Annotated in this window: 9 protein-coding genes; 7 read left to right on the top strand and 2 right to left on the bottom strand. The window is 51.3% G+C overall.

Annotation, left to right across the window (positions count from 1 at the left end; translation table 11 throughout):
• Positions 1 to 55: 55 nt before the first annotated feature.
• Positions 56 to 1,090 (bottom strand): LacI family DNA-binding transcriptional regulator, encoded by a 1,035-nt coding sequence (locus BLR09_RS03625; RefSeq protein ID WP_093197940.1) that lies wholly within the window; start codon positions 1,088 to 1,090, stop codon positions 56 to 58.
• Positions 1,091 to 1,608: 518 nt separating this feature from the next.
• Between BLR09_RS03625 and BLR09_RS03620 the strand changes: the two genes are divergently transcribed.
• The 7 genes from BLR09_RS03620 (at position 1,609) to BLR09_RS03590 (ending at position 14,805) form a co-directional block, all read left to right on the top strand.
• Positions 1,609 to 2,337: a D-lyxose/D-mannose family sugar isomerase gene (locus BLR09_RS03620; RefSeq protein ID WP_093197938.1), complete on the top strand. Its 729-nt coding sequence runs from the start codon at positions 1,609 to 1,611 to the stop codon at positions 2,335 to 2,337.
• A 13-nt stretch (positions 2,338 to 2,350) separates the two neighbouring features.
• Entirely contained in the window at positions 2,351 to 3,607 is a 1,257-nt protein-coding gene (locus BLR09_RS03615; protein WP_093197934.1) for a bile acid:sodium symporter family protein, read from the top strand.
• Positions 3,608 to 3,734: 127 nt separating this feature from the next.
• Positions 3,735 to 6,983, top strand: a complete 3,249-nt coding sequence (locus BLR09_RS03610; RefSeq protein ID WP_093197931.1) for a SusC/RagA family TonB-linked outer membrane protein — start codon at positions 3,735 to 3,737, stop codon at positions 6,981 to 6,983.
• Positions 6,984 to 7,007: 24 nt separating this feature from the next.
• On the top strand, positions 7,008 to 8,870 hold the full coding sequence (locus BLR09_RS03605) for a RagB/SusD family nutrient uptake outer membrane protein (RefSeq protein WP_093197928.1): 1,863 nt from the start codon (positions 7,008 to 7,010) through the stop codon (positions 8,868 to 8,870).
• 105 nt (positions 8,871 to 8,975) lie between these two features.
• Positions 8,976 to 11,234, top strand: a complete 2,259-nt coding sequence (locus BLR09_RS03600; protein WP_093197925.1) for a right-handed parallel beta-helix repeat-containing protein — start codon at positions 8,976 to 8,978, stop codon at positions 11,232 to 11,234.
• A gap of 57 nt (positions 11,235 to 11,291) precedes the next feature.
• On the top strand, positions 11,292 to 13,040 hold the full coding sequence (locus tag BLR09_RS03595) for an exo-alpha-sialidase (protein WP_176785439.1): 1,749 nt from the start codon (positions 11,292 to 11,294) through the stop codon (positions 13,038 to 13,040).
• Between the two features lie 94 nt (positions 13,041 to 13,134).
• Positions 13,135 to 14,805 carry an alpha-amylase family protein gene (locus tag BLR09_RS03590; protein ID WP_143011011.1) on the top strand — a complete coding sequence of 557 codons (1,671 nt, stop codon included), beginning with the start codon at positions 13,135 to 13,137 and terminating at the stop codon, positions 14,803 to 14,805.
• A 138-nt stretch (positions 14,806 to 14,943) separates the two neighbouring features.
• Here BLR09_RS03590 and BLR09_RS03585 read toward each other — a convergent pair whose 3' ends face one another.
• Complete coding sequence (locus BLR09_RS03585) at positions 14,944 to 16,965, bottom strand: SUMF1/EgtB/PvdO family nonheme iron enzyme (RefSeq protein WP_093197917.1); 2,022 nt, start codon at positions 16,963 to 16,965, stop codon at positions 14,944 to 14,946.
• Between the last annotated feature and the right edge of the window lie 7 nt (positions 16,966 to 16,972).

The following is a 16,972-nucleotide window of genomic DNA, read 5'->3' as shown; positions in this document are numbered from 1 at the left end:
CTGGACAGGTTTTTCATTCTGGGCCATGACCAGCTCGTTTCGGGGAAAACCGGACTCAGTCAGCGAGGTTTCTGGTGGATTTTCTGACGACTAACTCCGTATCCAGCGTAACGGTTTCGGGAGTGAAATACTGTCCTTCATCGATTTGCCGAAGCAGCAACTGAACAGCGACGAGGCCTATATTTTCCAGCGGTTGAACAACGGAAGTAAGAGACGGGGAGACAAACGAACTATGCGGGGCATTGGAAAACGTAATCAACGAAATTTCATCCGGAATCCGGACGTCATTGTCTTTCAGGCATATCAGCGCTTCGATAGCCGTCGGGTCGTTGACAGCAAATACGCCGTCGGGCCGGTCAGGATTGTTTAGCAATTCCTGCATGTAGGTTCTTGCCCTTCCTTCAACAAAGTCGCTGTGCATAATCAGGCGCCCGTCTGCCGCAATTCCGTGGGTACGAAGCGCATCCAGGTAGCCGTTTCTCCGGTTGATGGACATGGTAAGCTTATCGGGTCCGGCGAGGTGTGCAATTCGTTTGCAGCCTGTGAGAATAAGGTGTTCAACGGCCAGAAAAGCGCCTCTGTAGTCGTCGACTACCACTTTCGACCCGACTAATTCGTCGCTGACTCTGTTAAAAAAAACGATTGGAATTCCCTTTTTCTGGATGGACCGGATGTGTTCAAAATCCGTTGTTTCTCTTGAAACAGCCATGATAAGTCCGTCTACCCGCAGGGCAAACATGGCCTGAATATTCTGCTTTTCTATTTCGTAGGATTCATTCGACTGCATGACAATGACCTTGTAGTCCATTGCATTGGCAATCTCCTGAATTCCCAGTATTACCCGCGGAAAATAAGGGTGTATAAATTCTGGAACCATGACGCCGATAACGCTCGTCTTGCTTTTTCGCAGACTGGATGCAATCGCATTGGGTTGGTAGTCCAGTTTTTCGGCCATTTCCAGTACGGCCTTCTTGGTTTCGGGGTTAATATCTCCCGCATTCCGCAACGCCCGGGAGACAGTGGATATAGAGACATTCAACTTTATTGCAATGTCCCAAATAGTAGGCTGTTTACTCTTTCTTGAACTCATAGGTGTCGGAGATTCCGTTTAAAAATACGAGCCGAATCCCGCATTCTTCTGGCAATAAACGAAAATTGAGTACTTGTGCTTACTTGAGTGGCTGATGATATGTTCCCTTAATGTAATATAGCATATATTTCTGCAAACCGATCCGGTAATCTTTCGCAGCTTCCGAGAACGTTTCCGGAAACGTTTTTTTATAGTATCATCTCCGAATAAGACAATTCCCCTTTTGAAATCCCTTCTGCGTTCTATACTTTCGAACAGAAGTACAAGAAACCCCGGCTATTCCTCTGCCGGACTCAAAACATACCTTTCCATCCCGCTGATCCGTGAAAATACTTATTGGAAAAGGAGCAAGCTTGAAATTCTCCTGTTCGGTAAAATTATTCTCTTTTTAAAAGAATAGTATTTTCGTTTGACTAACAGATTTTATCAACAAGTTCCGGCCGGTTTTTTGATAAGATGATGGGAGAATAACGGAAAAAAACTACGGAATACGGCGTTAATTTTTAATGAAATAAACAATGCAGCTGAAACGCTCAACAATCAATGCGAGTGTCCGAACCGCGAAGACAGTTATGAAACATTTCGGGGTATCCCTTCCGGAATTTGCCCATTGGTCGGTTGAGCAATGGCTTGAGGCAGGGCCTGAATATGATGAAATAAGGGACTGTTTACTAGGCTGGGATGTGACGGATTTCGGCAGCCGGGATTTTCACAATATCGGAAGAACGCTCTTTACGGTCCGGAACGGACGAATGAGCCAGCCGGGGTACCCCAAACAGTATGCGGAAAAATGGTTGATTGATCCTGAAAATCAACGGGCTCCTGCTCATTTTCACTTGTCCAAGCGGGAGGATATAATCTGTCGGGCCGGGGGTAATGTACTCGTTCAATTGACCCGTGCAGACGCCGAGGGAAACCCGTCGAATGAGACATTTGTAACCCAGGTAGACGGTTGTTCTCGCCGGATAGGGCCGGGCGAGATCATTCGGTTGCGACCGGGAGAAAGTGTAACGATTCATCCCCGGACCATCCACCAGTTCTGGGGAGAGGAGGGCACCGGCTGGCAGGTGGATGGCGTCGGATATACGCTCAGCGCTGAGATTTCCAGCGTTTGCGATGATATGAACGATAATGTGTTTCTGGTAGACTACGGCGTTCGCTTTCCTGTAATTGACGAAGACGAGCAGCGGGAATTTTTCCTCTGCAACGAGTATCCAAAGGTAAAATCAGCGTCTTCAATCGTCTAATGGTTACTGCGCTATGAAAAACTTTTTCCGCATTACATTGGTACTTTCCTTTTTGCTGTTGATTGCCGGCATAGTAGTCTGCCTGACTGATAGTAAAAGCAACCTGAATTTACTTTTGGTTGCTGCGCTGGTATTGCTGGCGATTTCCTTTCGCGGATTTTCGTTGTTGAAAGGATTTTCCTATACAGTTCTGATCCTTGCAGCGGTCAGTATAGCCATGCTGTACCCTTCCTATTTCTTCTCTTTCGGAAATTTTCAATTGAAAAAACTGATTGTTCCGTTTGTGCAATTGACCATGTTCGGAATGGGTTCTCACATGAGCTTTGAAGATTTCAAAGGCGTTGTGAAAATGCCGAAAGGAGTACTTGTTGGAGTCAGCTGCCATTTTACGATCATGCCACTGGTTGGCTTCGCATTGTCCAATGTTTTTAGCTTTCCCAGTGAAATTGCCGGAGGTGTTATTCTGATCGGTTGCGTTTCGAGTGCAATGGCTTCCAATGTAATGTCTTACCTGTCCGGCGCGAATCTTGCGCTGGCGGTGACTATCGGCGCCTGTTCAACGATTTTGTCTCCTGTTCTGACGCCCTTTTTAATGAAAGGACTTGCCGGGCAATATATTCTAATCAATACAGCTCATATGATGATTGATATTACAAATATGATCATCATTCCCATCGTAGCCGGCTTTATTTTTAATCTGTTTTTTTACGGAAATGTTTCCGGAAGGGAAAAGCTGACACAGCTGATTGTATTTGCAGCGATTATCGTCGCAACGGACTTTGCCATGTGTATTATTCCCGGCCAGGGCAGTAGTAGCTTTTGGGGAGAGTTGGCAAATTCAATGTCCTGGTTTTACCTGTTGCCGATGGGAGTAGCATTGCTTTTCAGACAGGTCTTCCGACTGTCCCGCCAGACCGTCGAACAGAGCCTTTCCCTGATTGCCATGCTCGGTATCCTTATCAATACCGTGATTATTACGGCTTCCGGCCGGGAAAACCTGATACAGGTTGGCGGCCTGCTGATACTCTCCTGCCTGTTGCATAATCTCACCGGATTTTGTGTCGGGTACTTTGCCGCCCGGTTATTCGGTCTGCCAGAGAAAGACAGGAGAACCATCGCGTTTGAAGTCGGAATGCAAAACGGCGGCGTGGCGACCGGACTGGCGCTTCAAATGGGAAAAGTAGCAACTGTCGGACTTGCCTCTGCCATTTTCGGTCCCTTGCAGAATGTCACGGGATCGGCGTTGGCCAACTGGTTTCGCAGCCGCTGATAAAGCTGCGCTGTTTCAACTGTAACTGCGGGTAAAAAGCCGTTTGCATGGGACTTTTACCTGCAGGTCTTGAATTGCATTGGAATTCCTGAGGAAAGTAAGTTACAAATCAACGTCTCTCTAAACAATGAAGCTATTCTCTATTTCAGGAGGACAGGACAACTGTGTCAATACCATTCCGTTTCGGACGTATTTGACAGGCATTTTCCCACCTAAACGGGAGCATCACCGGCTGATTCCAAAGTTGATCCTGTTGTGTTTTTTACTGTCAACGATACCGCACCACTCCGGATACGGGCGGGCGATTGACATATCGATCTCAGGATCCGTCCTGAACGAACAGGGGCAGCCGGTTATCGGCGCAAACATCCTGGTAAAAGGTACGCGAAGCGGAACCATGACCGATGTTAACGGAAACTTCAAACTACAGGTTGCGGGGACGCCGGTTGTGTTGGTTGTCAGCTCCGTCGGTTATCAAAGCCAGGAAGTAAATACGGGTAATCGAACGCAGATCCAGATCGTATTGAAAGCGGACGAGAAGGCCCTGGATGAAGTAGTAGTAATTGGCTACGGGAAATCGACCCGGAAAGACCTGACCGGCGCGGTTGGCCAGGTAGCGATGGCCGAGATGGAAAAAGCGCCGGTCAAATCCTTTGACGACGCGCTGGCCGGTCGGGTAGCAGGCGTTATGGTCTCGAGTGGCGATGGCCAGCCGGGTTCCAATAACAATATTGTCATCCGGGGCGGGAATTCCGTGACGCAGTCGAATGCGCCGCTGTATGTCGTGGACGGATTCCCGATTGCTGATCTCGACTTCAATACCATAAACCCCTCCGACATTGAATCGATCACTGTGCTGAAGGACGCGTCGGCTACGGCCATCTACGGCGCACGTGGCGCCAACGGCGTCATCATTGTGACGACAAAGCGGGGTAAGCGCGGAAATCTTCAGATCAATTACGACGCGTATTACGGGATTCAGCAGGCGACGAAAACAATCCCGTTGATGGATCCCTACAATTTCGTCAAGTACCAGATTGAGCTGGCGAAAGCGAAGGCTTCTACGTTTGATCCGACACAGGTTTACCTGACCGGACCGAACCTTACCCTGGATGATTACAAGAAGATAAAAGGACTGAATTTTCAGGATGAGATTTTCAGAACAGCGCCGATGCAGAATCATTCGATCTCCCTGCGGGGAGGGAATGACAAGACGACCTATTCCGTTTCGGGGAATATTTTCAGACAGGACGGGATACTGATTAACACGGGTTTCAAGCGGAATCAGGGAAGAGTAGTTATCGACCAGACGATCAATGCCAAACTCAAGGCGGGAATCAACCTGAATTATTCCAACTCGCTCGGATATGGCGATATTCCGTCGAGTATTACGCGCAGCCAGCCGTCGTCTTCATCGATGTATAATATCTGGGGATACCGGCCGGTTACGGGGAATTCGGACGTAGATCTGCTGAATGATCTTTTTGATCCGCTGTCGCTGTCTTCCGATAACAGCAGCGTCAATCCGCTGGTCAATGCGAAAAATATTCTCCGGCAGAACAGCAACGATAACCTGCTTTACAATGCCTACCTGGAATATGCAATTTCCGATAAATGGAAGCTGAAAATTACAGGCGGTGAGTCGCGGAGTACCTACCGGACGGAGGCTTTCAATAACTCCCGTACCAACCTCGGGAATACATTGATGCCTGCGCAGGTAAACGGCTGGATATACAACAACTCCAGCAATACCTGGCTGAATGAGAACACGCTTACCTACACCAATACCTTCGCGAAAGACCACAACCTGGTGGTATTAGCCGGGATTACTGCGCAGGGAAACCGGATGTCAAACCGGGGATTTTATGCATCGCTGGTGCCGAATGAGAGCCTGGGGCTTGACGGTTTGGATGAGTCAACATCCATCTCCGCGACTTCCACGAGCAGTGCCTGGAAACTGGCCTCCTTTCTCGGAAGAATCAATTATGACTTTCGTTCCAAATACCTGATAACTGCTTCCATCCGAAGCGACGGTTCCTCCAAATTCTCTCAAAAGAAACAATGGGGTTATTTTCCTTCTGCCGCTGTTGCCTGGAATATCGATCAGGAGAATTTCATGAAGAACATCCGCTCCGTCAGCGAGGCCAAAATCCGTGCAGGATACGGCGTTACGGGCAATAATCAGATCGACAATTTCGCCTATTTAACGCAGCTGAATTTCGGCCTTGGCAATGGATACTCCTACAACAATGCTACTCCGTCGCTGGGGACTGCGATTAAGACAATCGGAAACCCGGATCTGATGTGGGAAAGCACGACCCAGCTGGACGTTGGCCTCGACCTTGGCCTGTTGAATCAGCGGATTAACCTGAGTATTGACTACTACCGGAAGAAAACCAGTCACTTGCTTCTGAACGCGCAGATGCCGTATACAACAGGCGTCAGCAGTGCGTTTGTCAACGTCGGAAGTACCGAAAACAAAGGCCTGGAGATCTCGGTGAAGTCCGCTATTCTCAAGCGCAGAAACTTCAGCTGGTCTGCCAACTTCAACATCAGTTTCAATACCAATAAGCTGTTGTCGCTGGCAAACGGACAAAATACCCTGCTGAGCAGCGTCGCACAAATTTACCCGACGCTGTACCCTTATATCGCTAGGGTTGGCCAGCCGATCGGGCAAATGAACGGGCTGATTTGGGAAGGCGTATACCAGTACAGTGATTTCAATCAGCAGGCGGATGGTACCTACGTGCTGAAAGACGGCGTTCCCGCAAACGGAAAGGCCAGAACGTCGATACAACCGGGAGATATCAAGTACCAGGACCGCAACGGCGATATGAATATTACCTCTGACGACAATACCGTTATCGGACGCGGTTTGCCGAAACATATCGGCGGTTTTACCAATACGCTGTCCTTCCGGCGGTTTGATTTGAGTGTCTTTTTTCAATGGGTGTACGGGAATAATATCATCAACAGTAACCGCCTCTTTTTCGAAGGGAATATCCGCGCCTCAACGAGCCTGAACCAGTTCGCCAGCTACGAAGACCGGTGGAGCAATGAGAATCAGACCAGCCGGAATTTCCGGAGCGGTGGTGAAGGTGTTCCGTTTTACTCAACCCGGTTGATTGAAGACGGATCATTTCTGCGGCTGAAGACAATATCCCTCGGCTACAACTTTTCCGAGAAAATCCTGCGCCCGATCGGCATCAGCAGACTGAGGGCCTATGCATCGGCGCAGAATGTGTTCACGTGGACAAAATACACCGGCTTCGATCCGGAAGTATCGGTTGCCCAATCGGCGCTGACACCCGGCTTTGACTATGCCCCGTATCCACGCGCGATGACCGTGACAGCCGGCATAAACGTTGCGTTCTGATCAAACCTCTACCGTATCAATTTTATGAAAGCGAATACATTTTTTCTTGTTCTGTGGACGATGGGTTGCCTGACGTCATGCAGGCAGTTTCTGGAAGTCCGTCCGACGGATTTCATCACGGCGGAGAACTATTACAACACCGAAGCAGAGTTGCAGACGGCCCTGAACGGCGTCTATGACCGGCTGGGAGACGACAAGATTTACGGGTCGAACCTAAGCTACTGGCTGACCGTTGAAAACGACGAGACCTACCACAACGCGTCAAATTACGGACCCGTAGCCTTGTATAATTACAACGCGTCGGATCCCAATGTGGACTCGTTCTGGGCGAATCTGTACTACGGGATCGAACGGGCCAATCTGCTGCTCGCCAATATCAACAAGCCCCGGGAAATATCGGAGTCCCGGAGAAATACGATCCGTGGAGAAGCGCTGTTTCTGAGAGCCTATTTTTACTTTCTGCTGGTTACGAATTTCGGCGATGTGCCTTTGAAACTCGAACCCAATAGTTCCGTTGTCAATACCGCCATCGCGCGGGCGCCGCAGCAGAAAGTATACGAGCAGATCATTGCCGATATGACGACGGCGGAAGGATTGCTCCAGAACCAGACGGCGACGTCGCTGGGCTACGGCGGAAAAGTTACCCGGACCGCCGTTCAGGGAATTCTCGCGCGGGTATGCCTTTCAATGGCCGGATATCCGTTGCGGGATGAAAGCAAATTCAAAGAGGCGCTGAACTGGTGTCAGAAAGTAATTGATTCGAAAGAGCATTCGCTGAATCCGGATTACAGTCAGATTTTCATCAACTATTGCACGGACAAATACGACATAAAGGAAAGTATCTGGGAAGTCGAAATGTGGGGAAACGCCACCGGCGGATATAACGACGCAGGGCAGGGGCTGGGATACCTTTTCGGAATTGCCAATACGGTTATCGCAAGCGGTCGGAGTGCAGCCGTCGGCCGGTATACGAAATGGGCTTATGACCTTTTTGAAGTCAACGCAAACAGCTCTCTGGCGATCAAACCGTCTTTTGACCTGCGGCGGGACTGGAGCTGCGCGAATTTCAGTTATTCCGCCACATTGACGATTGTCCCGAATACCAATCCCTGGAACATGAACGCCGGTAAATGGCGGAGAACACTGACGACGGAATCTCCGAAAACCCTGGGAAATACACCGATTAATGTGCCGCTGCTGCGGTACTCGGACGTGTTGCTTATGTATGCGGAAGCGGCAAATGAAGTGAACAACGGCCCGACGCAAACGGCAATTGACTACGTAAACCAGATCCGGCGAAGAGGCTACGGAAAGTACCTGAACGGGGCAAATTCGGTCGCTGAATCGATCAAAACAATCACCGTTACCAACGGGGGATCGGGCTACAGCGCCTCGCAGACCAACCCGGTATTGGTCACCATCAACGGCGGGGGAGGTGCCGGCGCGCAGGCGACCGCAATTATCGGCAAGGACGGTTCCATTTCCGGTATCAGCCTGACGGATGTCGGGAAACAATACACCGGTATTCCGGCCATTGAAATCACCGGAGGAGGAGGAAAGGACGCGAAAGCAACTGCTGTTTTAACCAGCGCCGGTGACGCCGACTTGAAGCCGGATCAAACGGGGGCCAAAGACAAATTTCTGAAAGCGATTCAGGACGAGCGCGTGCGCGAGCTTTCCACGGAAGGGCGCCGGTTAGCGGACCTGAAACGGTGGGGAATATTTCTCTCTAAAATGCAGGAGCTCTCCGTTTACGGAAAAGCCAATGCCGCACCGGGCGTTCTTTTTATCGGGTTGAATAATATCAGCGACAAAAATCTCCTGTTGCCCGTTCCAAACCGGGAACTGGGCGTGAATAACCTGCTCAAACAAAATCCAGGCTGGTAGTAAAAGTCAGAGACAGAAGAAAGGTCGGCCGGCAGGTCGACCCGACCCTTCACGTCCTGTTACTTCCGATAGCCGGGCCATTCCATCCTGTAATCCAAAGCGATCATGCAAAAAATCAGCCTCTGGACGGTAGTTCTCCTGGCATGGAGTACGACCTGCCTTTCGAAAACGATCTACGTTTCCTCTTCGCTGGGAAGTGACGCATACACGTCAACCCAGGCCCAGAATCCGGCTACACCCTGGAAAACAATAGCAAAAGTTGCGACGCTTTCGTACGTTGCGGGCGATAGCGTTCTCTTCAGAAAAGGGGACATCTGGCGTGAACAATTGACAATCAACTGGTCGGGATCGCTGGCGAGTCCGATTGTTTTCGGGTCGTATGGAAGCGGGAATCTGCCGGAGATTAATGGCGCAGATGTGATTACGGGATGGTCGCTGTATAGCGGAAATATTTACGTCGCCAACGTTGCATCGACCGTCACGCAATTGTTTATCGATGGAAAGCGGCAGACCTATGCCAGATGGCCCAATTCCGGATGGCAGACGATAACGGCTAATTCTGCCGACAAGCTGCGGCTCACCAGTACCAGTATCACGCAGCCCACGGATTATTGGGCAGGCGCCACGGCGGTTATTCACTCGGCCGATTGGCAGATAGAACCCAAAGTGATCACTTCCAACAGCGGCAATACGATGGTCTGGTCTACTGCTACGATTGAGGCGATCAAGACGAATTTTGGCTTCTATATGGAAGGTAAACTCGAAGAAGTTGACAGTCCCGGCGAGTGGTTCTATACCGGCGGCAAGGTGTATTTGTACGTCGCCCCGGGCGACACTGTGACCAACCACCTCATTGAAGGAACGACCCGGTCCTATGGGATCGATATTACGTACGGACGCCAATACCTGAACATTCGTCAATTAAGTATCCGGAACCCGGGATTGAGCGGTATTCATATCTACAACAATAGTTATGTCCGGGTCGAAAACAATACGATTGCCAATTCAAAGGAACGCGGGATTCACGCGGATGTATACCCTCCCAACTCCCGGCATCACCTCTATGTCAATAACAACGTGGTGACCAATACGATCAAGGATGGTATCCGGGTAGCAACGGTAGATACTTCCGAAATTAAAAACAACAAGGTAAGCCGGGTTGTCGATCTGGTTTCACCTAAACTGGCATTCGGAATGATATTCTATGGGAAAAACGTGGAGGTATCGGGAAATGAGCTGGACAGTACGGTATTCTCCGGTTTTTTTATCGGAAATGATTCTCAGAATATGACGGTAAAGAACAACACAATCTCCAACTGCATGCTGCTGATGAACGACGGAGGTGGAATCTATACCGGTTCGAATCATACTAACCTGTGGATAAAGAACAACGTTGTGAAAGATACCCGCGGGAACTGGTCAGGTACTCCGGGAACGCAATCCAGCGCCGTCGGAATTTACCTGGATGAATCGACGAATGGCGCGAATGTCGCCGGAAACATAGTCGTGAATGCGGCCAATGGAATTAAGCTCCACAAAGCGCATAATAACCTGATCGTGAATAATGTCGTTCACAATACGTCACTATGTTCGGTCCGGATTCATGAAAGAAGCCTGAATCAGGTTCATGACAATACTTTTTACAACAATATCTATTCCAATGCCGGCCCCAGCCAGCTTACGTATTTTATTACCCGGACGTTATCGTCGACCGTGCCGCTCGGTATCTTCAAAAATAATATTCACTTCAACGCAGATACGGCCAAGACGATTAAGCAGGTATACGAGGGGGGAACGACGAGTATCTATACATTGACTCAATGGAGAACAGCTACCGGACAGGATACAAACTCCATTGCTGCGAATCCGCTCTTTGTGAATGCGACAGGGACCTTATCCGTTCCGTCTGATTTTAAAATCCCGTGTAATTCTCCCGGTATCAACGCGGGTATATCCGTGGGTTTTGTGACAGACTTTGAAGGCAATTCGCCCTTCGGTATCCCGGATATAGGTGCGTATGAGTATCAGGATTCCGCTTGTTTTTCAGGCGCCAGAAAAGCGGGATATGGTCTGGTGGAGCCAGTGATTGACGTTGATGGAAAAAATCGTCTTGACGTATTTCCAAACCCGTCTGCGAATGGTTACGTTACGATCCGAATGACCGGAAACTTCCGGAGCGGGACGGCCAGCGTATCCCTTCACAGTGCCAATGGAGAGCTTCGGTTTCAGTCCGATATGCAAATGGAAAATGGCTCGGCAAACTTCGTGCGGATTCCCAAACAGCTGAGCTCCGGTATCTATCTGCTGACGATTGCCGGTCCGGATTACCTGAAACAAGCGCGGATTGCCATCGTCAGGCAGTAACACAGCCGCTCCATGTACAACTACCAGCATCGATTGAAACCATGTAAAATGGAAAACATGAACCTGTTCCTGAAGAAGTTGCTTTTCCTTTCCGTCTTTATCCACGCCGCCGCCGTCGCACAAAAACCGGATCTGCGGGATATCAGCCACGGAAGCGTTATTTATAAGAACGGATACAACGACCAGCCGTATGTCGTCACGCTCAAAGACAAGCGTTGGTTTTGCGTTTTTACGACCGGAAAAGGTATTGAAGGCGCCGGTGGACAGCATATTGTCTGCAGCACAAGTTCGGATCATGGCAAAACCTGGTCGGATACCATCGCGATTGAACCCAGTACCGGTCCGGCAGCGTCCTGGGTTATTCCGTATCTGACTCCGTATGGTCGCATTTATGCTTTTTATGACTACAACGGCGACAATGTGACGCATTTAAATGAAAAGCCTATCCGGAATGATATGCTTGGCTGGTACTGTTTCAAATATTCCGACGATCAGGGGAAGACATGGTCAAAACGATACCGCTTACCGGTCCGGAAAACGGCCATTGACTTTATCAATGAATGGAACGGAGAAGTTCAGCTTTTGTGGGGTATTTCCAAACCCATAACGGTGGGAAACAACATGTATTTCGGATTTACGAAAATGGGAAAATTCATCTCCGACATGGGGGAGGGATGGTTTTTCAAATCAGACAATATTAACACAGAAAGAGAACCGGATAAGCTGCATTGGGAGATGTTGCCGGACGGCGATCAGGGACTTAGTACGGTTGAATTAGGAACCGTTCAGGAGGAACACAACATCGTGAGCTTAAAGAACGGCGATCTCTATTGCATGTACCGGACGCAGAACGGTTTTCCCGGACACGCCTACAGCAGAGACGGAGGACATACCTGGAGCAAGCCGGAGTTTGCGACGTATACGCCGGGTGGGCAGGCCTTTAAAACTCCCCGCGCATGTCCCCGGCTTTTTAAATGCAGCAATGGAAAGTTCCTGTTCTGGTTTCACAATAACAGCGATCCGGGGCCATATAACCGGAACCCGGCCTGGATCAGCGGCGGGGTGGAAAAGGACGGGCATATCTACTGGTCACAACCGGAAATACTGCTTTATTCCACCAATACGAAGGATATCATGAGCTATCCGGATTTGATCGAGGAAGATGGAAAATTCTGGATAACGGAAACGCAGAAAGTAATCGCAAGGGTACATGAAATTGATCCCAAACTGCTGGAGGGATTGTGGGAACAGGCGACCCGCAAATCGGCCGTAACGGACAACGTAATAGCCGATGCTTCGGGTAAAACCCTGGAACAGAAAATTCCGCTGACGGCACTTCCCAACCTGAAAGAAGGCGCCTTTACCATCGAAATATGGGCGAACATAAAGGATCTGTCGCCGGGGCAGATACTGCTGGATACCAGAAAGGATAATACCGGCAGCGGCGTCTGGATTTCCGTCTCCCGGTTCAGGACGCTTCAGCTATCCATTTCGAACGGATCGGTTACGAGCGAATGGGATACCGACCGCGGCGTGATCCGGAAAGGTACGCTGCAACATTTTGTATTTGTGGCAGACGGAGGCCCGAATATCATCACCACAATTGTAGACGGGAAATTAGGCGACGGCGGTAAATACAGACGCCGCGGCTGGGGTTGGTTTGATGAGAAACTCGAGCGTGTCAACGGCGGCAACTACCTGACCGTTTCAAAGGAATTTCAATCTCAGATCAAACGAGTCCGCGTGTATGACCGGTGCCTGACAACGTCCGAAGCCATCGGCAATTTTAACAGCGGTATGCGCTAGGAGCAGCCGTGGATAAGGATATAAAAAATGGTATCCACCTGAGTAATCAGGGACAGTTTACCCGATAAACGGCTCATAAAAAAGGTAGTCCGTCATGCAAAGACGTCATTTTCTTCAACTATCCGGAGCGGCTTCAATAGCCGTTCTGCTGGACAGACTCACCTATGCCGCTCCCGGCTCGGCGCTGCTTCTGACTGATCCGGCGGAAGTCTGGATGGATTCGGGTACCGGTCAGGTAAAATTAAGCAGGACCGGCAGCTCCCGATTCGGCGCCGGCGAGGTCGAAGTGGTGCTAAAATCTGCCGGCAACGCCACCGCCGTATTTGTTTCTTCCCCGAGGCAGCCTCTTTGTACGGTCCGGCTGGTCTGGAAGCACCGGCTTGCGGCGTCTTCCCAGGTGCTGGGCGATCATTGGGAGCGTTCTTACGGTGATTTGCAATGGAAACCCAACTCAGCGGGCATGAAGTATCCCTGGTATGTGTTGCTGAATGACTCGGCAACAACGGCTTGTTTTGGCGTCAAAACCGCTCCGAACAGTATCTGCTGGTGGGAATTGACCGCCGATACGCTGGAGCTGGTACTCGACACGCGGTCGGGGGGAGACGGCGTCGTACTGGGTAACCGCCGGTTGCACGCCGCTGATATCGTTACTACCCAAAGCAAGCGTGGGGAGCGTCCGTTTCAGACCGACCATCGCTTTTGCGGGATGATGTGCGAAAAGCCCCGTTTGCCGCGCCAGCCCGTTTACGGGATAAACGACTGGTACTTTGCGTATGGCAACAATTCGTTTGACCTGATCCGGACGAGCACGGCCCAAATGGCCGAGCTGGCTTCGGATAGCAACAACAGGCCGTTTTCTGTCATTGACGCCGGCTGGGCGGTTTATTCTCCGGAATTGCCCGGCGACGGCAGCTGGAACGATGACTTTTCAAAGCCGAACGACAAATTCAGGGATATGCACCGGTTGGCCGACGAAATCAAACGAACCGGCATGCGCCCCGGCCTGTGGATGCGTCCGCTTTGCGCCCGGCATGACCAGAAAGCAAACCGGCTGGCTCCGAAAATTCCCGGTCGCGACAATCCCCGGAATCCGGTGCTCGACCCGACTATCCCCGAGAATCTCGCCTACATCCGGCATTATTTTGACCTGTACAAAGCCTGGGGATATGAACTGGTGAAGCATGATTTCACCACCTACGATATCACAGGCAGGTGGGGCTTTTCGATGGGCGACCGCATCACGCCTGCCGGGTGGTCTTTCAACAACAGGCATCAAACAAATGCGGAAATCATGCTGGGGTTATACCGGACGATCCGGAAAGGGGCCGGCGACGGCATCTGCGTTCTTGGTTGCAATACGATGAGCCATCTGAGCGCCGGTCTTTTCGAAATATGCCGGACCGGCGACGATACCAGCGGGAAAGACTGGGCCCGGACCCGCAAAATGGGCGTCAATACGCTGGCGTTCCGTTTGCCGCAGCACGGCAAATTTTATGCGGTCGACGCGGACTGTGTGGGTCTTACCAACGATGTTCCCTGGGAAAAAAATGAGCAATGGCTCCGGCTGCTGGCCGAAAGTGGCACGCCGTTGTTTATCTCCGCACAACCCGAAGCAATAGGCGCTCCGCAGAAAAGCGCGATCCGGCAGGCCTTCGCCAACGCCGCGAAAGCCCTGCCGCCGGGAGAGCCGCTGGACTGGATGGAAAACCGGCTTCCTGTGAAATGGAAGCTGAATAACAAGCTGGTTACCTTCGACTGGGGGTAACACAGAAGGGTCTCGGAAAGACGCAAACAGAGGCTCCGTGTCCGTTTCGGCAAACAGACACAGAGCCTCCGCTTTGCTTTTCTTTTCTACGTAGGGAGTGGCCGACCCCGATTGATGCTTCGTTGGGATCCGGAGTTCTTACTTGCCGGCAGGCGCCATTGGGCGCTGGTTCAGCCAGGCGAGGTTAAACTGGTAATGTAAACTGCTGCTTAACAGATGGATTACATTGTCAGGCGTTTGCGTAACGGCGAGGTACCCCTTGGGTTCGGCATGCGTCTGATCCGTTTCGAAAGCGCCCGTCCAGGCCCCCCCGTTCAGATACCGCTCTTTGCCGTCGGTCAGTAGTTTGACTACCGGCCAGGTTTTCCCCTCGTCGAACGATACGGCCGCGTACATCCCGTAGCCTTTATACGGGTTTCCATCTGCCGACTGAAAAGTCATACCGGCCAGTTTTTCAGTGCGTTCATCAGGATGATGCGTAAACGAAACCAGCAGCAACGCGCCTTCGTTGAGGCGGGTCAGTACCAGTCGCTGGCCGCTCCAGACCGGCGGGAAGGGAGAAGGGGAATAGGTCCAGGTTTTGCCCATGTCGGCAGAGCGGCTCATCGGCATGCGCAGGCCTGAGTTGTCAGGGGCCTGAATATCGTTCTTTCGCCCCAGCGCCAGCAGATCACCGTTCTTCAACTGAACAACGCCCGCATGAATACCCGCAATCAGTCCTCCGGTTTCGCCTGCTCCGAAACCGGGAGTCTGTGGGTCTGTATAGGGATTCACCCATGTTTTGCCCCCATCCCTGCTGACATGAATAGCTGTTCCTCCGGAAGGACCGGGGTCTGCATCAGCCGGCTGGATCAGCCAGCCTTCTTTGGTCTGGCTCAGGCCGGCTATGACCTGGTTACGCTTTGTATGCTCCGGGTTTATCAGGCGAGGAGTTGTCCAGCTTACGCCGTTGTCCGTGCTGGTACGTAACACCATGGCCAAATCCTGCCAGTCTCCGTCCGTTTCCACGCCATTCAGGTGATAAAGAGTTCCTTTTCCATCGTGCAGGAGAGAGGCCCCCGTCATGTTTCGATCCGGCACTTTGAAAAATTCGGTCGGCTCGTCCCACGTGGATGCGCCCGCCCGAAGCCTGCTGGATAAAACAGTCATTTCCCGGCCGCTCTCTTCGTCGGTCGAAAACCAGATCGTCAGTAGGTCGCCGTTCGGACACCAGGTAACGGCCGGTTGGTGATTGTGGCTGTAAAACGGGATCGGGTGAGTGCAATCGGGCTTGTTGATATACCGCTGGGGTTCACGGAAGATGGGCTTTTCCGCGTCCGCCGGCTTCCAGCTATAGCGCTTCTGAGAAACAGGACTCCCATAGGCCGCCGTTTTTACTGAAGATGGATTGGTTGCAGGCAGAGGCGCCTGGACGACCCGGAAACCTACCAGCCAGTTCTTATCTTCCGGAATCATCGCTGACCGGTTGGCCGATCGCAGAAAGGAAACAGGTGTGCCGAAGCTTCCCCCGCGGCTAATCCGATACAGACCGCTCGCCGTACCCACCGGATCCTGCTGCGGCCCTGCCTGATAGGGGCCGTACCAGTCCAGGCACCATTCTTCCACGTTACCGTGCATATCGAAAAGGCCCCAGGGATTAGCCGGTGTCTGGCCGACTTTGAGGGAGACGACAGCGGTATTTCGATTCGTCGACTGGTTTTTCTGGTACACGCCCGGCAGAGAACTACCCGTCGAAAAATCAGAAATGGTTCCGGCGCGGCAGGCGTATTCCCATTCGGCTTCTGTGGGCAGGCGGTAGAATTTCCCTTCCTTCTGAGAAAGCCAATCACAAAAGGCAGTCGCTTCCCGGTAGGAGACAAAGACGACGGCTTCGTCATCCTGCGTAGAAAAGCCATTTTTCCCTCTTATTTTTCTATGGGCAGGGTCGAAGGCTTCATACTGGGCATTGGTTACTTCGGTCGCAGACATCAAAAACGGTTTTGACAGGCTCACCCGGTGAACCGGACTTTCGTCGTAATCCTTGCCTTCCCGCTCCGAACCCATGTAAAACCTGCCGGCTTCTATCGGGACGAGCTGCATGCCGATTGAGTTTTTGTTCTGGGCCCAGGTTGCCACCAGCGGCCCCTGAAGCAGCAGCAATACGATTAGCCTGGCTCTCATAATGATG

Origin of the sequence: Siphonobacter aquaeclarae, assembly GCF_900103285.1 — a bacterium.
GTDB classification, from domain to species: Bacteria; Bacteroidota; Bacteroidia; order Cytophagales; family Spirosomataceae; genus Siphonobacter; species Siphonobacter aquaeclarae.
This window is presented reverse-complemented; position numbering and strand designations above follow the sequence as displayed.

What these genes read in the sequence shown, in the direction of transcription:
- BLR09_RS03625 (WP_093197940.1), bottom strand. Translation starts at nt 1,090, where the DNA reads ATGAGTTCAAGAAAGAGTAAACAGCCTACTATTTGGGACATTGCAATA.
- BLR09_RS03620 (WP_093197938.1), top strand. Translation starts at nt 1,609, where the DNA reads ATGCAGCTGAAACGCTCAACAATCAATGCGAGTGTCCGAACCGCGAAG.
- BLR09_RS03615 (WP_093197934.1), top strand. Translation starts at nt 2,351, where the DNA reads ATGAAAAACTTTTTCCGCATTACATTGGTACTTTCCTTTTTGCTGTTG.
- BLR09_RS03610 (WP_093197931.1), top strand. Translation starts at nt 3,735, where the DNA reads ATGAAGCTATTCTCTATTTCAGGAGGACAGGACAACTGTGTCAATACC.
- BLR09_RS03605 (WP_093197928.1), top strand. Translation starts at nt 7,008, where the DNA reads ATGAAAGCGAATACATTTTTTCTTGTTCTGTGGACGATGGGTTGCCTG.
- BLR09_RS03600 (WP_093197925.1), top strand. Translation starts at nt 8,976, where the DNA reads ATGCAAAAAATCAGCCTCTGGACGGTAGTTCTCCTGGCATGGAGTACG.
- BLR09_RS03595 (WP_176785439.1), top strand. Translation starts at nt 11,292, where the DNA reads ATGAACCTGTTCCTGAAGAAGTTGCTTTTCCTTTCCGTCTTTATCCAC.
- BLR09_RS03590 (WP_143011011.1), top strand. Translation starts at nt 13,135, where the DNA reads ATGCAAAGACGTCATTTTCTTCAACTATCCGGAGCGGCTTCAATAGCC.
- BLR09_RS03585 (WP_093197917.1), bottom strand. Translation starts at nt 16,965, where the DNA reads ATGAGAGCCAGGCTAATCGTATTGCTGCTGCTTCAGGGGCCGCTGGTG.